Origin of the sequence: Vibrio sp. Isolate32 (genome assembly GCF_022397955.1) — a bacterium.
In the GTDB taxonomy this organism is placed as follows: Bacteria; Pseudomonadota; Gammaproteobacteria; order Enterobacterales; family Vibrionaceae; genus Vibrio.
This window is the reverse complement of sequence record NZ_JAKEUQ010000001.1, coordinates 216644-238659: the sequence shown is the minus strand read 5'-3', so window position 1 is coordinate 238659 and position 22016 is coordinate 216644. Positions and strand designations below refer to the sequence as shown.

General features: G+C 42.3%; 17 protein-coding genes and 1 pseudogene. 6 read left to right on the top strand and 12 right to left on the bottom strand.

The annotated features are described in order from the left end of the window. The first annotated feature begins 26 nt into the window (after positions 1-26). Positions 27-1160 (top strand): cupin domain-containing protein, encoded by a 1134-nt coding sequence (locus L1D11_RS01020; protein WP_239834599.1) that lies wholly within the window; start codon positions 27-29, stop codon positions 1158-1160. 111 nt (positions 1161-1271) lie between these two features. Here L1D11_RS01020 and L1D11_RS01015 read toward each other — a convergent pair whose 3' ends face one another. Then, positions 1272-3389: a methyl-accepting chemotaxis protein gene (locus L1D11_RS01015; protein WP_239834600.1), complete on the bottom strand. Its 2118-nt coding sequence runs from the start codon at positions 3387-3389 to the stop codon at positions 1272-1274. 498 nt (positions 3390-3887) lie between these two features. Here L1D11_RS01015 and emrD point away from each other — a divergent pair, with 498 nt between their 5' ends. Together emrD and L1D11_RS01005 are read left to right on the top strand one after the other, a co-directional pair. Beyond that, complete coding sequence (gene emrD, locus L1D11_RS01010) at positions 3888-5093, top strand: multidrug efflux MFS transporter EmrD (RefSeq protein WP_239834439.1); 1206 nt, start codon at positions 3888-3890, stop codon at positions 5091-5093. Between the two features lie 342 nt (positions 5094-5435). Further along, positions 5436-7526: a S9 family peptidase gene (locus L1D11_RS01005; protein ID WP_239834441.1), complete on the top strand. Its 2091-nt coding sequence runs from the start codon at positions 5436-5438 to the stop codon at positions 7524-7526. Positions 7527-7792: 266 nt separating this feature from the next. Here L1D11_RS01005 and L1D11_RS01000 read toward each other — a convergent pair whose 3' ends face one another. The 10 genes from L1D11_RS01000 to L1D11_RS00955 form a co-directional block, all read right to left on the bottom strand. Beyond that, a complete protein-coding gene (locus tag L1D11_RS01000; protein ID WP_239834437.1) occupies positions 7793-9283 on the bottom strand; it encodes an IS66 family transposase in 1491 nt (496 codons plus the stop codon). Positions 9284-9368: 85 nt separating this feature from the next. After that, complete coding sequence (tnpB, locus tag L1D11_RS00995; protein ID WP_239834435.1) at positions 9369-9713, bottom strand: IS66 family insertion sequence element accessory protein TnpB; 345 nt, start codon at positions 9711-9713, stop codon at positions 9369-9371. Continuing rightward, positions 9710-10009 carry an IS66 family insertion sequence element accessory protein TnpB gene (locus L1D11_RS00990; protein WP_239834434.1) on the bottom strand — a complete coding sequence of 100 codons (300 nt, stop codon included), beginning with the start codon at positions 10007-10009 and terminating at the stop codon, positions 9710-9712. Before L1D11_RS00990 ends, tnpB begins: the two co-directional genes overlap by 4 nt. Before the next feature lie 553 nt (positions 10010-10562). After that, positions 10563-11189, bottom strand: coding sequence for a bifunctional 4-hydroxy-2-oxoglutarate aldolase/2-dehydro-3-deoxy-phosphogluconate aldolase (locus L1D11_RS00985; RefSeq protein ID WP_239834433.1), 627 nt, complete (start codon positions 11187-11189; stop codon positions 10563-10565). Positions 11190-11214: 25 nt separating this feature from the next. Next, positions 11215-12135: a sugar kinase gene (locus tag L1D11_RS00980; RefSeq protein ID WP_239834431.1), complete on the bottom strand. Its 921-nt coding sequence runs from the start codon at positions 12133-12135 to the stop codon at positions 11215-11217. 134 nt (positions 12136-12269) lie between these two features. After that, positions 12270-13343, bottom strand: a complete 1074-nt coding sequence (gene uxuA / locus L1D11_RS00975) for a mannonate dehydratase (RefSeq protein WP_239861973.1) — start codon at positions 13341-13343, stop codon at positions 12270-12272. A 213-nt stretch (positions 13344-13556) separates the two neighbouring features. After that, the gene (locus L1D11_RS00970; RefSeq protein ID WP_239834785.1) at positions 13557-14693 is read right to left on the bottom strand and encodes an alpha-hydroxy acid oxidase; all 1137 of its coding nucleotides are present in this window, start codon (positions 14691-14693) and stop codon (positions 13557-13559) included. An 18-nt stretch (positions 14694-14711) separates the two neighbouring features. After that, entirely contained in the window at positions 14712-15986 is a 1275-nt protein-coding gene (locus tag L1D11_RS00965; RefSeq protein ID WP_239861971.1) for a TRAP transporter large permease, read from the bottom strand. A 1-nt stretch (position 15987) separates the two neighbouring features. Further along, positions 15988-16524, bottom strand: coding sequence for a TRAP transporter small permease (locus L1D11_RS00960; RefSeq protein ID WP_239861969.1), 537 nt, complete (start codon positions 16522-16524; stop codon positions 15988-15990). A 49-nt stretch (positions 16525-16573) separates the two neighbouring features. Beyond that, positions 16574-17539: a TRAP transporter substrate-binding protein gene (locus tag L1D11_RS00955; protein WP_239834838.1), complete on the bottom strand. Its 966-nt coding sequence runs from the start codon at positions 17537-17539 to the stop codon at positions 16574-16576. Positions 17540-18320: 781 nt separating this feature from the next. Between L1D11_RS00955 and L1D11_RS00950 the strand changes: the two genes are divergently transcribed. The 3 genes from L1D11_RS00950 (at position 18321) to L1D11_RS00940 (ending at position 21621) form a co-directional block, all read left to right on the top strand. Continuing rightward, complete coding sequence (locus L1D11_RS00950; RefSeq protein WP_239834686.1) at positions 18321-19013, top strand: FadR/GntR family transcriptional regulator; 693 nt, start codon at positions 18321-18323, stop codon at positions 19011-19013. A 2-nt stretch (positions 19014-19015) separates the two neighbouring features. Next, the gene (locus L1D11_RS00945; protein WP_239834685.1) at positions 19016-20032 is read left to right on the top strand and encodes a zinc-binding alcohol dehydrogenase family protein; all 1017 of its coding nucleotides are present in this window, start codon (positions 19016-19018) and stop codon (positions 20030-20032) included. A gap of 122 nt (positions 20033-20154) precedes the next feature. Continuing rightward, positions 20155-21621, top strand: coding sequence for a mannitol dehydrogenase family protein (locus L1D11_RS00940; protein ID WP_239834684.1), 1467 nt, complete (start codon positions 20155-20157; stop codon positions 21619-21621). A gap of 22 nt (positions 21622-21643) precedes the next feature. Here the strand turns inward: L1D11_RS00940 and L1D11_RS00935 are convergent. Beyond that, positions 21644-21925 (bottom strand): annotated as a pseudogene (locus tag L1D11_RS00935) (Tn7-like element transposition protein TnsE); the annotation flags it as partial. Positions 21926-22016 lie beyond the last annotated feature (91 nt).

The window sequence follows — 22016 nt, the reverse complement described above, 5'->3', positions numbered from 1 at the left end:
CTAGCAAAAAAATATACAGGATTCACATGTACCAACTTAGCTTTTCTATGCCCGAGTTTCTTGAAAATTACTGGCATAAGAAACCAACCATCTTAAAAGGTGGCTTCCGAAACTTCGTCGACCCAATTTCGCCGGAAGAACTTGCTGGTTTATCGATGGAAGAAGAAGTGGATTCTCGCTTTGTTTCTAACCTCGACAATAAATGGACAGCCGAACACGGTCCATTCACTGAAGAGAAGTTTGGTGAACTCACTGAAACACATTGGCAATTGATCGTTCAAGCAGCCAACCATTGGCATCAAGGTGCCAACGAGCTGACGAAAGCGTTCCAACAATTACCAAACTGGTTGTTCGATGATCTAATGATTTGCTACTCAGCACCTGAAGGTGGTGTTGGCCCGCATATTGATCAATACGATGTATTCATCATTCAAGGCCAAGGTAAGCGTCAATGGAAAGTAGGCGCTAAAGATATTGGTCAATATAAAGAAACTGTCCAAGCTTCTGCTCTTCGTCAAATAGAAGGCTTTGAGCCTATCATTGATGAAACTCTAGAACCAGGTGATATCCTTTATATCCCGCCAGGCTTTCCACACGAAGGCAATACGCTAGAACCATCAATAAGCTACTCTATTGGCTACCGCTTTCCTAAAGAGCAAGAGCTAATCAGTAACTTTGCCGACTTTGTGCTTGCTCATGATATGGGTGACGTTCATCTTCACGACCCTGAGTTTAAAATGCAAGATGGTTACGGCAAGATTCGTTCGTCTGATTTGAGTAACCTAACTGATATGCTCAAATCAGCCCTTGATCAACCAGAAACAGTGAGCGACTTCATGGGTTGCTTACTGAGCCAATCACGCCACCAGCTCGATATCGTTGCTCCAGAGCCACTATGGATTCAAGAAGAGATCGCCCAACATTTAGAGTCAGAAGGTGAGATTCACCGAGTATCCGGCCTAAAAGCGCTCTACCACGAAAATCAAAGCAACACAGCTTACATAAATGGCGAAGTGGTTAAGGTGGATGAAGCGGACTCTTCATTACTCAACATACTTTGCGATGATACCGTGATCACATCAGCTACTGCCCTATCGACTTCGGGTATAACTGTCGTGACTGATTTAGTTAACAAGGGCTACTGGTTCATCGAAGAGTAAGCAGCGTCAGGCGCTAATTATTGACCTGTTTTTCAAGAAACAACTAAAAATGGGACAAATGAAATCTTCATTTGTCCCATTTTAATTCAAGAGTTGCTTAGTCCTTAAGAGTTATACCTTGAACTGATTAACCAATTTCTGTTGCTGCTGAGACAGCTGATCAATTTCATTACCCACTTGTTCAGAAGCCGCTGCTTGTTCCAAGATCTTCGCACTCAAGTCTCGAATATTAACCACACTTTGATTCACTTCACCAGACACCGATTGCTGCTCTTCTGCCGCTCTTACGATCTGGTTGTTCATATCACTGATCGCTTCTATCGAAGTAAAGATCGAACCCAGATCTTCGACCGCTTTTTGAACATGTAATGCCGTGTCGTTAGCGAGAATATTACCTTCTTGTATCGCTTCAACGACATCTTGAGTGCCCGCGTGGACCTTGTCGATCACCGCTCTGATTTCACCAACCGATGACTGTGTGCGACTTGCGAGGTTTCTTACCTCATCAGCAACGACGGCAAAACCTCGACCTTGCTCACCAGCACGAGCCGCTTCAATCGCGGCATTCAATGCCAGTAAGTTAGTTTGCTCAGAGATCCCCTCAATAACACTTAAGATCTCGGTGATGTTACCGTTATTTTTAGCCAATTCTTCAACAATAGGTACAGCGCTCGACATACGCTCCACCAGCTTTCTCATTTCACCCGCTGAGAGCTCAATAACTTGTTGCCCTTGCTGAGCTGAACGATTCGCTTCGCAAGCTGCGTCTACAGCAACTTCTGCGTTTTGTACCACTAAACCTGCGGTTTGAGTCATCTCTTCAGCCGCAGTCGCCACTAAGTCCACTTCTTTGAATTGAGATTCGCTGCTTTCACGAGTGCTTGATGCTGATGCTTTAGCCTGGCTTGTCGTGCTCGCCACTTGCTCAGTAGTGTGAATCACTTCTTTGATCGTGTGTTGTAGCTTATCTAAGAATAAGTTAACCCCTTTAGATAACTGACCAATTTCGTCTTGAGATTTCACTTCCAAACGCTGGGTCAAATCACCTTCACCAGAAGCAATATCATTCAACCTTTCCACTACTTGACGAATCGGCTTCACAATAGACAACGAAGCAAATGCGATTATAGCTAAACCAAAGATAATAAATACCGTACCGGCGATCACTTCTGTTTTGATACCTTCACTTAGCTTAGTACTAATAATGGAATCCAATTCATTTGCATCAGCGACGACACTTTCTCTCGGTATCTCAAACAACACACCCCAAGTTTGGTTAGCGGCTACAACAGGCGCAAATGCGAGTAACCACTCACCGTTCTCACTCCATTGCGTTGTTACTTCACCGCCGAAGATAAAGTCGGTCATTAGGTCACTATGGGTATTATCACTTGGGAAATTCGAACCGACTGCAATGCTAGAATCGTCTGAAGCGATAACTGAACCATCTAAGCTAACCACGTAAGCTTTACCTGCACCGTTAAACAAGCTCTGGTCAGATTGAGTAATCACACGAGTTAAGCCATCAAGTCTTAAATCGATACCAAGAAAACCAATCGCGACATCATCGACTAAAATTGGAACTGAAATAGAGGACGTCAGTAATGCTGTACCGCCGCTGTTCAGCACTCGTGGGGTGCTGATACAGGTTTGCCCTGAAGATAAAGGACAGTAAAAACGTTCGCTATTGCTGTTGTCATTCAATGCTGATTCCGAAAGCACGTTCGATAGAACATTCTCACCATTATCCGCCACCTTCCAGTAAGGAGCGAAACGCCCTTTTTCGTTAGAGCCAACGTAGTCAGCATCTACATAATTCGCATCTTCACCATCGAGTAAGTCTGGCTTAAAGACTAGGTATGCGCCTTGAATCGAATCGAAGTTTAGTACTGAGCGACGCACCATCTCGTCCAAGGCAGTACGAAGCTCTTCACTTGGCGTAAAGTTTTCATCTGCATTGTTCTTTAGAAACTGAGCACTCGCCGCAAGCATCTCTGCGCGATAAATCGCTTCGTCGACGTAACGTTGAGTTTCTTGAGCATTAAGCTGAGAAACAGACGCCAACAACTGCTGAGTTTTATTGATCACTGATTCTGAGCTTTGAGATTTGATGACTTGTTGATTGCTCGTCGCGTTGTAAATCGAGAAACCAATAAGACACAGTGAAGTAATGATTAGACAGCAGCCTGCAAGCAGGGTGATTTTCCACTGTACCGATAGAGAGCGCATTTAATATCCTTATTTAAGCCAAAAGACTTCCATAACCATAACTATCACACCGACAACAAATTGCTGTACACAATGTAAATGAGTTAGACGAATAGCTTAGCAGATGATTACAGCACAATTTGCGCACATATAAAACGAAAGTTTACATAAATGTTAATAGGACGTGTTTATTGTCTTTCGTTGTTGTGATTTCAAGAGCTTTCAGTTTGTCGCGCCAAGTTAAACTATCATCATTAAAGGGGATGTTTCTTTATCGAAGCGATGTTTAAAAGGAGCCAACTCCACCACCTTACATCTTTAAAACACGGCATTTCGGATTAGTTTTTTTAATCAAAATTATAGATTTTTATCTTGCTTACGTTCACATTTTTTGATTGATAAGTCGGCAATCAAGCTCTAATATCTCGCGCCTAGATTCCCTGAATACTTTATTATTTTGGCTCTCCTCAACGGAGCGCTAAAGATTTTTACGTCTTTAATTTTTGGAGAGATACGCAAATGTCAGCCTCGTTTCCATTAGTGAAACTTACCTTTTTAATCGCTATTCTGACAGCCGTAGGTCAAATGACTCAAACGATGTACGTGCCTTCTATCGGTCATATGGCAGGTGAGTTCTTGGTTTCTGCGTCTTCACTTCAAGCTGTGATGGCGTGCTACTTGATCCCTTATGGTCTGTCGCAATTTGTTTATGGCCCGCTTTCTGATCGCCTAGGTCGTAAACCGATCATCGTCGCTGGTTTGATCATCTACATCATAGGTACATTGGTAGCCTTGTTCGCTCATGAATATGAATGGTTCTTGGCGGGTAGCTTTATCCAAGGTTTGGGTATCGGCTGTGGCGGCGCGATGTCTCGTACATTGACTCGTGACTGTTTTGAGGGCGCAGAACTGCACCGCGCAAACAGTTTGATCAGCATGTGCGTGATTTTCTCACCATTGATGGCTCCTGTACTGGGCGGTTACTTAACAGAAGCTTTCGGTTGGCGTTCAAGCTACTTATTTCTAGCGCTATTTGGTATAGCAGTAGTGATCACCATGATGACGAGCATGATGGAAACGCTGCCAACAGAACGACGCAAACATGAATCGGTCGTAGATAGCTACAAGTTCGTTATGTCTGATAAACGCTTCCAAGGTTTCTTACTGGTACTGGTGGCAACATTTGCGGGCGTAGCCGTATTTGAAGCAGCGGCTGGTGTATTGCTGGGCGGCGTACTTGGATTACCTGCAACCACAGTAAGCTTGTTGTTTGTCTTACCCATTCCAGGTTACTTAGTCGGTGCAGGCCTATCGAGTTACATCGCACAACGTCGCTCTGAGCGCCGCGCACTGAATGTTGGCCTAGTGTCGATCTTAGTAGGCTCAGCTGTCGTGCTTATCCCAGGTCTGTTTGGTCAAACAACAGCATTAACTTTGATTGGCGGTGCAACCATTTACTTCTTGGGCGCTGGTATCTTATTCCCAGCAGCAACAACGGGAGCACTTTCGCCATTCCCATACCACGCTGGTACGGGTGGCGCGATCTTAGGTGGTATGCAGAATCTAGGTGCCGGTATCGCAACACTGTTGGCATCGTTCTTCCCAGCTCAAGATCAACTGCCACTGGGTTGCTTGATGATTACCATGTCACTTATCGCTATGCTTGGTTTACGTTGGGTTAATCGTAAGCCTGATCACTCAAACGAAATGCCATTGGCTATCTAAAACAAATTCGAACCTTGCCGAAACAAAGAAGAGGGACATACTGAAAAGTGTGTCCCTTTTTTGTTGTACATTTATTCCACTCTCACGTATCAGTAATTTCATTTAACATTACTTTGATTTTTTGAAAACAATAACAGACACTTATGATGAAGTGCATATCCAGAATCCAATTATAAATAGCATCACTGGAAGAACACCAAGGTACCTCAACTCTCCAACAAAGGGTGCTGTCATTAAACGAATAAGGTGCACACTAAGGATATACAGATGCGTTTCGCTTTTACCACATTAGCCGTATCAGTCGCGCTTATCGCCGGATGCAGCAATCAAGGAATAACAACCATGAACCAATACTCTCCATCGCAACTTATCGCTCAACAAACTCAAGCTCCCGTTGCTAAGAAAGCCCCTCATTCAATGACGACTCATGGTGACACACGAATTGATGATTACTATTGGATGCGCGATGATGAACGCCAAGACCCAGAGATATTGCGGCACCTCGAGCAAGAAAACCAGTATGCCGAAACTGTTCTGAAACACACAGAAGCATCTCAAGAACAGTTATTTGAAGAGATCAAAGGCCGAATCGCCAAAGACGACAATTCGGTACCAGTTCGTAAAGGTAGCTATTACTACTCAAATAAAGTCACAGGTGACAACGAATACCCAGTTCATTTGCGCGAAAAACACTTTTTAGGAATAGACAAACAAGTCATCTTAGACGTTAACGAACTCGCCAAAGAACATGAATTCTTCAGCATTGGTGGCCTATCAGTCAGCCCGAACGAAAATATGCTGGCCTATGGCGAAGATACACTGAGCCGTCGTATTTACACCATTAAGATTAAAGATCTCACAACAGGTGAATACCTGAACGATGAAATTGAAGGTGCTTCGAGCGCTATCGCATGGCAAAACGACAACCAAGCGTTCTATTACATCAAAAAAGATCCACAAACTTTACTCGGCTATCAAGTTTACCGCCACGTATTAGGCACACCTCAAACAAGCGATGAACTAATCTATGAAGAAGCTGACAGCGCTTACTACACCAGCATAAGTAAGAGTAAAGATAGCCAGCAGGTATACATTTGGCACTCGAGCACAGAAACCAGTGGTGTTTCAATTATTGATGCCAATAACCCAAATGCAAAAGCCGAAGCCTTCTACCCAAGAGAAACAGGCATAGAATACAGCATCGCCAAGCTAGAGGATTGGTATTACATCTACACCAACTACCAAGCGGTCAACTTCCGTTTAATGAAAGTCACAGCCGAAGAGAAGCATGACCGTTCAAAATGGGTCGATGTCATTCCGGCGGACGATAATACTCAGCTTGTTGATTTCGAGTTGTTTGATGACCATCTTGTTTACGAGCAACGCGCAGATGGCTTGTCTACAGTGAAAGTTCGCCAACTCTCAACAGGCAAAGAGTTCACACTTGAGTTCAACGACACCGCCTTTGCTGCCTACCTAACAAGTAACTATGAGTTAGATAACTCAAAAGTTCGAGTCTATTACAGCAGCTTAACGACTCCAGGCACTTACTATGATTTCGACCTTAATACAGGTGAATCCGAAATCATGAAGCAAACACCGGTATTAGGTGATTTCGACGCAGATAATTACCAATCAGAGCGAATCATGATTACGGCTCGTGATGGTAAGCAAGTACCTGTCTCTTTGGTTTATCGCAAAGATCTATTCAAAAAAGACGGCACTAACCCAATTTACCAATACGGCTATGGTTCTTATGGTTCAACCATAGAACCGACCTTCAGCTCAGTTCGTCTCAGCCTGCTTGATCGAGGCTTCGTTTACGCTCTTGCACATATTCGTGGTTCAGAGATGCTAGGACGCCCTTGGTATGAAGATGGCAAAAAACTGACTAAACAAAACACGTTCAACGACTTCATAGATGTCACCAAAGGCCTAGGTGCAGAAGGTTATGCCTCGAAAGAAAAGGTATTCGCGGTGGGCGGTTCGGCTGGCGGTCTGTTGATGGGAGCAATCATCAACCAAGCACCTGATTTGTATCGAGGCATTGGCGCTCATGTTCCATTTGTTGATGTAGTAACGACCATGCTTGATGAATCGATTCCTCTTACAACCAACGAGTACGACGAATGGGGTAACCCAAATAATAAGACCTACTACGATTACATGTTGAGTTACTCGCCATACGACAACGTGAAAGCTCAGAACTACCCGAACATGTTGGTGACAACAGGTCTGCATGATTCGCAAGTACAGTACTTTGAACCTATGAAGTGGGTAGCGAAGTTACGTGAGATGAAAACAGACAACAACGTACTTGTGTTCAAAACCGAGATGGAAGCTGGTCACGGCGGTGCGTCGGGGAGATTTAAACGACTAAAAGAAGACGCACTGGAATACGCGTTCTTTTTAGATTTACTCAAGACTCAATAGATTCAAAACAAGTATCCACGTCATTTAATGTCGCCATTTTATCTCTACAAATGGCGACATACATTATCAAGCATGGTTAAATACGATTAACCATGCTTAATAAATCAACAAGCCCTTGATAAACAAGCAATCATAAGGGTTTGCAAGAGGTATCAAAATAAATAAAAGTAATTAACTTTGTAAGCGTCTAATTAAGCAGTGAGGCCTTACTCGGTCTCATTGATGTCAAAGTTCCATGGCATAAGATCGGTAAGATCATCTTGAGGCTAACGCGTTGGAAGCACTTTGAACAAGTGCGCGAAGTAGTAATATGGGTTGATGTTATTCGCTCGACACGTCATTACTAAGCTATATAAGTTAGCACTCGCAGTGGCACCTTCAACAGACGTGGAGAACATCCAGTTTTTACGACCCGTAGTAAACGGGCGGATATCTCGCTCAGTCACATTATTATCTATGCTGATATCACCATCTTCGAGATAAGTGAGCAGCTTAGGCCATTGGTTGACGGTGTAATTAATGGCTCCGCCGAGCTGACTTTTGGGCAGCACTTTTTCTTGGCTTTCAAGCAACCACTGATGGAACTTATCTAAGATTGGTTTCGATTTTTGTTGGCGTAGTTGCTGCCTTTCAACAGTATTTAACCTCTTGGCTTCTTGCTCGACAACATATAGCTTGGCGATGAAGTTGATGACCTTTTCAATACGGCCTGACTTCTTCTTTGGTTGTGCTTTTTGCGCATCAGTAAACTTACGTCGGGCGTGAGCTAAACAACCAGCTTGGATAACATTGTTTAAACCGCTGTAGGCTTGATAACCATCGGTGAGCAAGTAGCCCGAGTAACCACCTAAAAAATCTTTAACGCATTGCCCAGCGCGGCTTGGCTGATAGTCGTAAATTACTACTGGCTGTTTAACGAACTCACCACTGCGATAGACCCACATGTAAGATTTGCTTTGTGCTGTTCTATCTTTTTCTCGCAGCACTTGAACGGTGGTTTCATCGGCGCAGATGAGCTTTTCATTCAGTAAGTGGGCTTTCATCGCTTCAATGATGACATTCACTTTGTTGCCCAGTTGAACGCACCAGTTCGCCAGTGTACCTCGGCTTAGCTCGATATCAGAACGCTTTAAAATTTCGACCTGACGGTAAAGCGGCAGTGCATCCACATATTTTGCGGTAACAACCGCGGCGAACGCTTCAGGGCTGCCCATGCTTTTTGGGATCATATTAGCAGGCTTAGGGGCGGTAATGATTTTACTGCTGGTTTGTGTGTTTTCGCAGTGTCGGCAAGCGTATTTGGTGCGCTTATGGCGTATAACGCTGACCTTTTGAGGGATGATTTTTAGCTCTTCCGAGACGTCGGTTCCGCACTCATGTAATGGTTCATTGCAACAGTCGCAGTAAGGTGCATTGAGTGTGTGTTGTAGCACTTCTCGCTCTAGCTCTTGAGGCAGAGGTTTTCGGCCTTTCTTATGATGCTTCGGTGCAGGTTTAGGCAAGGCATTTTGTTGCTCAGCTTCATTGAAGGTACCTTTGGGTTCTTTTTCACTTTTGGCAGAGAAGCGCTTAGATTTACTGAGATTAAGCTGTTCGATGAGTAACTGCATTTTGTTTTCTAGCTCAACGACTTCTTCTGCTTGAGTTTGAACGGTTTTCTCTAATGTCGCTATCGCATTATCTTTAGATTGGTTTTCCTCCTGAAGTTTGAGCAGCATCGCTTTGAGTTGTTCAACATCATCAGGAAGTTCGGTCATGTGAGGGCTCTTAATTCAATATTTTCACCTAGTCTGACAGCGAAAAAAGATCATTCAAGCCCAGTATGATGATCAACATTCTAGCTCACACTTCTCGCCCATAGAGAGGCTGATGTGCTTGCGGATTTTCAAGTTTTAACCCAGAGAGCAGCCAGTTGAGTTGTTGGGTAGAGATGTGGATATGACCAGACGCCGTAGGCCTTGGCCACTTGAAGCGGCCTTTTTCTAAGCGGCGATAATAGAGCCAAAAACCATTGGTATCCCAGAACAAGATTTTGATTTTATCTCGTCCTCGGTTGCAGAAGATGAACCATGCGCTACTCAATGGATCCATTTCTAGCACATCGGCCACAACGAGAGAGAGGCCATCAATCGACTTTCTCATGTCGGTAATACCTGAGACAAGATAGACAGCGCCACTTGGGATCATTGCAGCGCCTTAAGCCATGTTTGAATCTGAACCAATGAAAGTGACGTTGGCAACTCGGCTCGGAGTCCGTTAGGCAAGTGGACGACAACCATTTCCCCACTGAAAGATGGGTGATCATTCATGACCACTTGGTGAGCTACTTGTTCATCGTCGGTTTGCTTGAGCTTTTTCAGCCAGTAGTGAAAAGTGGCGTAGTTGATGTCGTGCTCTTTACAAAAATGTGGAATAGAAAGGCCGCTTTCTTGTTGCTTGAAAACAATGGCCGTCCAATGTTGGTGCTTTTCTGATTGTGTCATAGTTCCTCCATTAGGCTGGCGAAACTATGACAAAGGCTTGCTGAAATTAGAATATGTGGTTAATTAGACGCTTACTTAACTTTTATATCGCCAACAAATTAAAAACAATATAAAATAACACCTTACAAAGCCAGTACGGTCAAAGTGGCGATGAAGTGGCGATAATTTCATTGCCCATTTAGCCACTCTATATCTGATAGTTGATGCGATCTCACATAAATTGGGGTAGTTAAGATGAAGCCTGATAAAAGGATTCATTTATCGTTTGCCAGTTACAAACACACAGTTACAAACATTTGAAACTCATTTTTGGACATTTCTGAGTTAGCGGCTTTGCTAATTTAGCTTATCGTGAATTATCAGATTTAAGGCCAAATCTTCTAATCGAGTGGCCAAATTTTCTCGTCCACTACAATTACTTGGTAACAAACTTTATTCTACTCACACATGTTTGTCGGTGGAACATTAATGATTGAAACATATCCCTCGTTCAGGCCTTATTATTACGTCGTAAACAAGGTCTAAAGTAACAATAAAGTATGAAATTTAAATACTAAGCACTTACATGTGTAACAGCATCTCGAACTAAAGCACCTAGTTCATCCCATTTTCCTTCATCCATAAGTTTTGTCGGAACCATCCAAGTGCCGCCACATGCTAATACTGACGGTATAGATAAGTACTCATCCACATTCTTCGGGCTCACACCACCAGTTGGCATAAAGTTAACAGGGTAAACAGCAGTAAGCGCCTTTAGCATGCCTACACCGCCAGAGGCTTCTGCTGGGAAGAATTTCAATGTACTTAGCCCCATCTCCATGGCTTTCTCAACAAGGCTTGGGTTGTTGACACCAGGAACAATTACGACACCTTTATCGATACAATATTGTACGGTGCGAGGGTTGAAACCTGGGCTAACGATGAAATCTACGCCCGCTTCGATAGAGGCATCTACCTGCTCATTAGTTAGTACAGTGCCGGAACCAATTAACATATCAGGGAACTCTTTACGCATTAAACGAATCGCTTCAATAGCGCATTCGGTGCGCAGAGTGATTTCAGCACAAGGCATACCATTTTCAAGCAGTGCATGGCCTAGTGGAATTGCATCTTCAACGTTATTTATTGCAATAACGGGAATAACTTTTAGGTTTGCTAAGTGTTCATTTAACGTAGTCATTAGGACTCTCTCTTCGTTGAACGGGTTATAAATACAAATCTGGCATTGCATCTCTTGGGATGATCGCGCCTTTATGTTGAATGACGGTACTGGCTACAATGTGCCCTGCTTCTGCTGATTGTGTTCCGCTACCACCACTAAGACGTTTAGCGAGAAAACCGGCACTAAATGAATCACCGGCAGCTGTCGTATCCACGACGTTTTTGACCTGATTCGCGGCAACTGAAGCACGAGTTTCACCGTCATAAACAAGACAATCCTTACTGCCTCGTTTAACGATAACTTCAGAGACACCAGCGTCTTTTGTACGTGCAATACATTGCTCAACGTCCTCATCACCATATAACGCTTCTTCATCATCGAAGGTCAGCAAGGCAGTGTCGGTGTATGACAGCATTTTTAAATATACTTTCTGCGCTTCATTACGGTCTTGCCATAACTTGGGGCGAAAGTTGTTATCGAAGAAAACTTGACCAGAAAAACTATCCAATAGTTCAAATAGCATGCCTCGGCTAGTATCAGTCAAAATTGCAAGCGTAATACCACTAAGGTAAATCACATCAAATTGCTTCAATTTAGCTAGTAATTCATGCGCGTTATCTTGGTCAAACATGAACTTTGCAGAAGCTTCATTACGCCAATAATAAAAGCTGCGCTCACCAGTTGAATCGGTTTCAATGTGATAGATTCCCGGTTGTTTGCCTGGAATTTGATGAATTAGAGAAGTATCAATCCCCTCCTCTTTCCAAGCGTCTAGCATTGCTCGACTATAAGGGTCTTCACCCAATGCCGTCACATAGGAGGTTTCGATATCCTGAGCTTTGCACAGGCGAGAGAAATAAAGTGCTGTATTTAGTGTGTCTCCGCCGAATGACTGCTGCAGCGCCCCATTTTTATGCTGTAGCTCAACCATGCATTCGCCAATAATGGCTATTTTTTTTTTCATCTTTAGCCTCAGCAGCGCTGGGAAATTAAATGGTCAACAATAGTATGTACTTGCTGTAGAACAGCCCGAATATCGCTTAATCGGGCTGAATCTTACTATTAGCACACGACTTATTCGTCTATCGAACTCGCGATTTACTTACCAGCTTGCTGCGCCTGCAAGTTATCCCATGCACCAAGGATGTACATAATCCCAAGAGCTCGGTCATATAAACCATAACCAGGACGAGCCCATTTCTCTTCACCCCAAATATGGCGACCATGATCTGGTCGTACATAACCTTGATAATCGTGCTTATGAAGTGTTTGTATTACTTTGATCGTATCGACGGATCCATCACACGCTCGATGAGAAGATTCTATAAAGTCACCATTCTCAAATCTTTTTACATTACGTATATGTATAAAATGAATTCGTTCATGAACTTCGTCAATGATATCTGGAATATCGTTATTGCTCGAACCAAGTGATCCGGTACATAAACTTAAGCCGTTATATGGGCTGTCGACCAAGTTTAAAAGCCTTAGAATATTCTCTTTATTAATAATAATTCTAGGTAACCCAAAGATAGGAAATGCAGGGTCATCTGGGTGAACCCCCATTTTAATATCGAATTCTTCACAAACGGGGATAACTTTTTTTAAGAAATACTGGAGGTTTCCCCAAAGGTCTTCCGCTGTAAAACCTTTGTATTTCTCAAACGTTTCTTTTAATTGGGATAGTCGTTCTGGTTCCCACCCTGGCATTGTTACAGATACGTTCTTTGATAATTTTTCGATAAGCTCAATAGGCTCAATGTCACTGATTTTACTCTTTTCGAAAAACAGAGCGTTAGAACCGTCTTCCATTTCTTTATACAGCTCGGTTCTGGTCCAATCGAATACTGGCATAAAATTGTAGCAGACAACTTTCACCCCGACTTTAGCCAGTCTTTTTAAGGTTTCAATATAGTTATCAATATACTTATCTCTTGATGGCAGACCGAGTTTAATGTCTTCATGAACATTAACACTTTCAACGACATCAATATGAAAACCTGCTTTCTCTATTATTTCTTTTTCAGCGAGAATACGTTCTTCACTCCAAACTTCTCCAGCAGGTATATCATGCAATGACCAAACAATGCCTTCAACACCAGGAATCTGTTTAATAAAAGGTAAACTTACCTCATCATTCCCTTCGCCATACCAACGAAATGACATCTTCATATTTATCTCCCAAAAAGTTTTTACTTATTCAATAAATCGGACGAATGAGAGTTTAGAGTCTTAATGCAACATTAATTGAGATAATATCGATCCAACCCTATAGACATAATTCATATATCCATCCAACAAATATTTTTATTGTAGAAACGGACCAGCCTAGTTATTCGATAATGAGCAACTATTTTCCAAAATTAAATAAGCTTTTATTTATATCTAGTTTGCGAGGAACCCTGACAAATCAGCGGGTTTCTCACACCTAATTTGTTCCATTACTTGAGTCAGTTGCTGCATTAGCACTTCAATTGCATGCTCTCCACCTTCCTTACCCAATGACGACACGGCGTACATGAAAAAGCGACCCAAAAATGTAAATTGAGCCCCGGATGCTAAGGAAATGGCAATATCCACTCCCGATCGAATACCGCTATCCATCATCATCGCCATATCTGCGGGCACTGAATCTCCACCTATTTTTCTTAGAAGATCTATTGGGGATTCACAAGCATCTAACTGCCGAGCTCCATGGTTAGATAAAATAACCCCGTCGGCATTCACCTCTTCAAGTAACTTGAGATCGCCGCTAGAACAAACACCTTTTACTATTAAATTCCCTTCCCACTTGTCCCTTATTCTTTTCAAGCCTACCGTGTCCACTTTCCCCATCGCCATCGAGCGCATCATTTCTGGTAAATCCAGATGATGCTCTCTCATGTATGGTTCCAAGTTTTTAAATTTTGGAATTCCATACTTGAGAGTTTGAGTAGCCCACTGCGGCGTTTTGCATACATCGATGAAGTTCTTAACAGAGTGCTTAGGAGGCATAGTTAATCCATTCGCGATGTCATTGGGCCTAAACCCAAACGTCGGAATGTCAACCGTGACCACCAAGTTTTTATAGCCGCAGCTCTTCAAACGTCCCAATATTGAATCTTGTATTGCTTCATCCACTGGGTTGTAGAGTTGAAACCATGCATTGTCTTCTGCTAACTCTGCGATTACTTCTATCGACTCAGATGAAACGGTGCTTAGAACATATGGAATATTGTACTTCTTTGCTGCTTTCGCCAAAATAACCGGTGAATTAGGCCAAATTAGGCCTTGTAAACCGATTGGTGCAATGCCGAATGGAGCGCTATATTCTTTCCCAAGAATTGTAGTTTTTAAATCGCACTTTGAATACGGCGCTAAATACCTTGGTGCTAACCTAGATTTCTGCAATGCTAAACGGTTTGTCTCCAATCCAATATTATCAAAACATCCTCCCTCTAAATATTCATATATAAACTTGGGGATATTCGCTTCTGTTTTTTTTCTCATTCGAGAATAATCTGGGTATCGACCATCTAACATTGCATCAACTCTAGTTTTTTATAAGAACACGCTTGGTAGCCAAAGTGATACAGCTGGTATATATGTGACCATCAATAACACGGCTAAATTACACAATAGGAAAGGCACGATTGCTTTTACGACTTTCTCCATCGGAATTCCGCCAATGCCCGCAGCAACGAACAAACAAACTCCAACAGGTGGTGTAGTTAGACCAATCATCAAGTTAAGCACAGCGATAATACCAAAGTGCACTGGGTCAACACCCACAGCAGTCGCTACGCCTAATAATGTAGGAAATAGTATGATCAGTGCCGCAATGGTCTCCATGAACGAGCCTACCAACAGCAACAATAAGTTGATGATTAGCAATACAATGATTGGATTTTCACTGACCGTTAATATCGCAGATGCTATCATTTGTGGGATTTTTTCTGACGTTAGTATCCATCCAAAAACATTCGCTAAACCTACAAGCAGCATTAGTGATGCTGTGGTAACCGCAGTCGAAAGTAGTATTTTGGGAAGATCTCTAAACGAAAGTCCTTTATAAACAAATATACCGATAATCATTGCATAAAGCGCTGCGACGACAGAGGCTTCCGTCGGTGTAAAGAAGCCACCTACAATGCCAATCAGTATTAGAAATGTCAGTGAAATCGCCCAACAGCTTGTTCTCAAGTGAAGAATAATTTCCGATAGAGTTGCACGTTTTTCTTTCGGATAACCTCGTTTTACCGATAGAAAATAAGTCGTTGCCATCATCCCCACACCCAACAATAACCCCGGTACAGCACCAGCTAGAAACAGTTTTCCAACCGAGATACTGGTCAACGTACCGACAATGATCATAGGTACGCTAGGAGGAATAATTGGCCCGATGGTTGATGAGGCAGCCGTCACCGCGGCTGCAAATGGTTTGTCGTAACCACTTTTTGCCATCCCTGGGATCATGACCGAACCAATCGATGCTGTATCAGCAACCGCAGTACCCGAAACGCCACCAAACAACATTGAACCACTAACATTCGCTAGCCCAAGCCCACCGCGAATATGCCCCAGCATCGCGTTACTTAGCCCGATGATCTGTTCGGTGATGTTTCCCCGATTCATTAAGTTTCCGGCAAGGATGAAACCACCGATACAAAGGAGTACAAATGAATCAATGCCCGCAAACATTTTTTGTGGAATCACGGTTAATGAAATATCGGCCATCAATAAGTAAGCCATTGATGCTATTCCAAGCGTAATTGCAATAGGAAAGCCTAATGTTAATAAAATAAAGAAAACCGAAAATAATATATAGACTTCCATATCATCCTCTTCGACTTGTGTGTTTAATAATTATTTTTATAGAATCTAAAGCTATAAATAGTTGTAGGTTTGCAAAGATAAGAACACTTGCAAAAAAGATGTAGTCCATTTGAACTGCAAGTACTGGTGATGTTTGCCATTCACCGATATTCATAAATTTAAATGCATTTGGCAAAGCAATAAAGATAAAAATAGAAATAACGATATTAACAATTAGTTGATATATGCTTTGCCATTTTTCATTTAGTCTAGAAACTATAATATCGACACTCACTAGTTCTTTTGACTTGAACGCTAATCCAGAGCCAAAAGCAACGGTATAGATAAAGAAGTAGCGAGAAAGTTCTTCTGTCCAAGCAGGAGTACTTTCTAAAAACATTCGCGCAAATACCTGTAGTAAAACCACACCACATAAAGCAACTAAGCTACAAATTGTAAAAAAACTAAAAAAGCGAGTGGCAAGTCGATCAATGTGATTTACGGCTCTCGAAACGAGTGACTCTTTTTGTTCTTCGGCCACATTTACAATTGTCGTCATAATTTCCCTCATGAGAAAATAGGGAGGTATCCACCTCCCCAAGGGTTACTTATAGTTTTTGGATATCTTCAAACAGCGCTAACTGCTCTTTATTCAAACTTTTGCGAACAGCCGGAAGCGCAGCTTCACGGAATGCCTCTTGATCGACATCAACGAATTTCATCCCTCTTTCTTGCAATATCTCACCAAGCTTTCTTTCATCTTCTAGGAATAACTCTCGTTCATAGGCCTGCATTTCGGCAGCGGCTTCTTTAACCACAGCTTGCAAGTCTTTAGGTAGTTTTTCTAATTGACGCTTACCCATAACAACGTAAATCCAACTGCGTACGTGCTCTGTTTTATTCACATAACCTTGAACTTCAAAGAAGGATGCGCTGTTGATCAGTGATAACGGGTTTTCTTGAGAATGGATCGTGCCTTGTTGTAGAGAAGTAAACACTTCCGAGAACGCCATCGGAGTCGGTTTAGCACCAAGTTGCTCCCACACCTTTACAAAAATTGGAACATTTGGAACACGCAGAATCATACCGTTAAGGTCTTCTGGCGTTGTGATTGGTTTATTCGAAGTTAGGTTACGCGAACCACGTTCGAACCAAGTTAGTGGCACCAGGCCTGAAAGCTGAGTGATTTGTTCTTCAATCTCTTTACCGATCTCACCATTGGCAACTGCCGCCAAGTGCTCGCTATCACGGATTGCATATGGGATTGCAAGCAGTGCTGCTTTCGGTGCCCAATTTTGCAATGATTCCCCCGAGATTGTTAGGTCGACCGTGCCTAGTTGGATGCCGTTAATGATATCCATCTCAGATCCTAATTCAGAGTTCGGATATACCAAAACTTCAATTCGTCCTTCAGATTTTTCTTCCACCGTTTTTTGGAAATGTAGGGCAGCTTTGTTCCAAACATTGTCATCGTTTGCCAGATGGCCAAATTTCAAAGTGTAGTCGGCAGCAGATGCAATTCCAGTGAAAAGAGAAGACGCTAATATAGCGACGTTCAATAGTTTTTGCTTCATCGTGTTCTCCATTTCTATCTTTTATTGTACAGACCAATTCAACCTAACATTGAATTAACATTTTACAATAATTAATAACATTAAGTGTGATAAATGTGACAGAAAGACCCTACTTAGCATAGAATTTTTATGTGCAAAGTTTCATCTTTCGCAACCAGAAAAACCACATCTCGATCAAGAATAGTCATTTTTATGCGAATCACTCTATTTGTCACACTTGCTTTACCTTTCTCGATTTGGGCTGAATCCACGATGAGAACTCCGCATCACTTTAAGAACATTTAACTTGGTCAAGTTTTACAACCCAGTAAAAATGAAAATAAAGTTAATTAAAAACAACAGGTTAAATTAAAAACCAAAATACAACCTAAACCAAATTCGAAGTGCAATATTCCAAGACGATAAAGTATGATTTTTTACTAAAAACCTGTAAATCATTGACCTAGTGCCTGTTTTACCATTTCCGATCTATAAAAATAACACCACACCGCTTAGCTCTGCTTATTTACTCTATTGTCGAAGCTATATAACGCCGTGTAGAAATATATTTGGTCACACCAAAAAATCCACATAAAAATAATTGGTCTGGACAATATCATTGTATTAACATGCCTTTGGTCACATAACTTTAAGATAAATGATGGTTTAATTGATACATAACAACGCTGCAGAGTGAGCCAACATCTTTCACGGTTAATACCATTAAATAGACTGAGAAAAGAGATGGGCGCACAACTAATCATTAGCGGCATAAAGGATCGATTATGAACAAGGTAGAGGCATGACAATAAAAAATGACAGGCTGTACATAACCGTCGCCAATCAGATCATTAACCGAATTAATGCTAAGCAATACCTCGTAGGGGACAAAATCCCACCAGAACGGAAGCTGTCAGAAGAGCTCAATGTGAGCCGTACCGTCATACGTGAAGCGATGGTCTATTTGGAGCTATCTGGCATTGCTGAAATCAAGAAAGGAGCTGGGGTTTTCGTCTTACAAAGTCAGCCTCACCTGCCTTCTCCGTCACTGAGTGAATTTACGCCAAACGACATTTTATCGGCTAGAAAAATTATTGAAGGTGAGTTTGCGAAACAAGCAGCGCTGAACAATACGCCTGAGTTGATCAACGAACTTCAGCAATGCCTTGACATGATGAATGCGTCTCAATTTTTCTCAAGTATCGAGTTAAGACATAAAACATCTCATGATGCTGACCAACAGTTTCACTGTGCGATCGCTAGTGCTTGCCAGAACCCACTATTAACTATCTTCCACCAAGATCTGATGTCGATACATATGAAAGGGAAAATGTGGGATCGCATGGAAGTCATTGCTAACGAACCGACTGCAAAAGGAATTTGGATTGACGATCATCAAGCGATCTTCAACGCGATCAAGTCCGGAGAGCCTGAACAAGCTGAATCGGCAATGATCAAGCACATCGATAACGTGATAGATAAGTTGAGTAACTAAAAATGAAATCATTTATTGTTAATGGAATTAATGACTACCAAGTCGTCGAACAAAACGTACCCTCTTTCTCTGATGACCAAGTATTAGTTCGTGTAGAGTACGCCGGGATTTGTGGCTCTGATCTGCATATCATTCACGGCCAAAACCCATTTGCTACCTACCCTAGAATCACTGGGCACGAGTTTGTAGGAACTATCGAAAAGATTGGAAACAGCTTAACTGGGCTGGAAGTTGGAGCAAAAGTGGTCGTGAACCCTGTGATCAGCTGTGGCCAATGCCGACCTTGCAAAATCGGTCGATCGAATGTGTGTAATGAACTTCAAGTGATAGGTGTTCACACCGATGGCGGATTCACACAATTTCAAGCCGTGCCTGCAGCCAATATCATTGCCCTACCAGACAACATCAACTTAAGAGATGCCACCTTAATAGAACCTTACAGTATCGCAGCTAATGTGTTTAACCGATTAGACGCTTCTTCGGATGACACAATATTGATCTACGGTGCAGGCGTTATTGGATTAACCATTGTACAAATTGCTAATGTTTTAGGTATTCCATCTATAATTGTCGATCTTCTTGATGAAAAGTTAGAAACCGCCAAGCAATTAGGGGCAACTCATACCATTAACCCTAAACAAGAAAACACCGAGCAGCGAGTCATGGAGCTGACAAATGGGCAAGGTGTACCACTGATCGCTGACGCAGCATGTATTCCTGCTCTTATTCCTGAAATTATGAGGTTAGCTGCTCCTGCGGGGACTGTATGTTTGCTCGGCTTCTCTAGTGAAGATAGCCCACTTCAGCAAGTCGAAGTGATCAAGAAAGAGCTGACCATTGTAGGCTCTCGTCTGAATAACAAAATGTTCCCGAAAGTGATTAACTGGATGGCTCAAGGAAAACTCGACACCGAGTTTTTAATCAGTCATGAGTTCACTCTCGATACCGCTCCTGATGCTATTGCACTTATTGAGAACGCCCCACAAAAAGTACGTAAAGCATTGATAAAAATGCAGTAACACTTAGTACTGGCAATCATCCGTATACTTTTTATTCAACATATTAAGTCTCCAATACTCATTCGGAGACTTCGATAGCTCATTCGCTCTCCCAAATTCGCATTACATCTAAGGATATTTATATGGCTTCTAGTCGAACAGAATATGATCAGCCACCACATTCAAATTATGATCGCTCGTCACTTAAAAACCGAATTGTTCATATTGGTTGTGGTGCATTTTTCCGTGCTCACCAAGCTTTGGTATTAGACAAACTCAATCAGATAACTCCTAGTGATTGGGGCTATACGACCGTAAGCTTGTTTAGTGGAAAGCCCTTTATTCAAGAGTTGAGAGAGCAAGACCATCGTTACACTGTCGTTGAACAAGATCATACCACTACCAATATTCACACTATCGAATCAGTGATAGATAGTATGCACCCTAACCTAGACGGGATTGACTCTATTACAGAAAGAATGGCTGAGCCCCAAGTATCGATCGTTTCACTAACGATTACTGAAAAAGGCTACTGTGTAGACCCGAACACTCGCCAACTTCATGCAGGGCACCCGTTAATCGCTCAAGACATCGCTAATCCCAAAGCTCCAAAATCTGCTTTAGGTGTAATAGTTGCTGCGTTAAGTTTGAGAAAAGAACGAAACCTACCCGCCTTCAGTATCATGTCATGTGACAACATGCCCCATAACGGTGAAGTAACGAAAGCCGCCATTATTGCTTACGCCAACATGATAGACCCGGATCTATCCGAATGGATTTCAATCCATACAAGCTTCCCTGGCACAATGGTCGATAGAATTGTACCCGCAATGACCGACGAATCATTGAAAACTATCGAGTCATTAACCGGTAAGTTTGATCCTTGTGGCCTGATCACAGAACCGTTTTTACAATGGGTTATTGAAGATAGCTTTGTCTCTGGCCGCCCTGAATGGCAGCTAATTGATGGTGTATCACTCGTAAAAGATGTGCAGCCGTATGAAGAAATGAAGCTTAGAATGCTCAATGGTAGCCACTCTTTTCTCGCTTACACAGGGTACTTATCCGGATATGAATACATTTCAGATACGATGGAAAATCCTAGTTTCAAAGAAATGACTCGTCGGCTTATGCTCAATGAGCAAAAACCAACCCTACAAGAGCTCGATAATATCAATCTCATCGAGTATTCCGAGCTGCTCTTAAATCGATTTTCAAATCCATATTTAAAACATAAGACCCATCAGATCGCTATGGATGGCAGCCAAAAGCTTCCACAACGTATTATTGAATCGATGGGCATTTTGGCCAAAGACAAGCATGATTTTACCGCTTTAGCATTGGTCACTGCGGCATGGATGCGCTACATCAATGGTATTGATGAAAACAATCAACCAATAGACGTAGTGGATCCTCTCTCTGATCATTTATTGTCAATCTGCAAAAAACACGACTCAATTGAGTCATTGATTAAGGCACTTTTGAGTGAAGAAACAATCTTCGATCAATCCATTGTTCAGCAACAATCTGTAATTGATGCTATCACTCAGGCATACATCAATATTGAACAGAAAGGAGCAAAGAAGGCAGTTATGGAAGCTGCTATGTAGTTTACATACCCAAAACTTACTCCTAATTATCACTAAATAGGGCAGCAAAGCTGAAGTTAATGATAACCACCCACTGCCGTAGGTGGTTGGGAGCGTCTATCTTAAGCTTCTCAATAACCCTTCTAGCCCAATCTAAAATTGATTCAGTTGGAATACTTGTCGGGTGCCCTTCTACTGATTTGGGGTGAAAAATACCAATATGCTTTTTGAAGCCAAACATGGCGTCCATTTCTTGAGTTGGCCATCCCAGAGACTTTGTTACCACGCCTTTTTTGATTCGAGAAGACTGTTCTTTCCAGTTACGAGTATCGTTCGTTAGCGCGTCATAAACCCCGCATTCTAATCACCTAGCACGAAGAATTAAGATCAAGTCTCCAACTATGAGGAGATTTGAA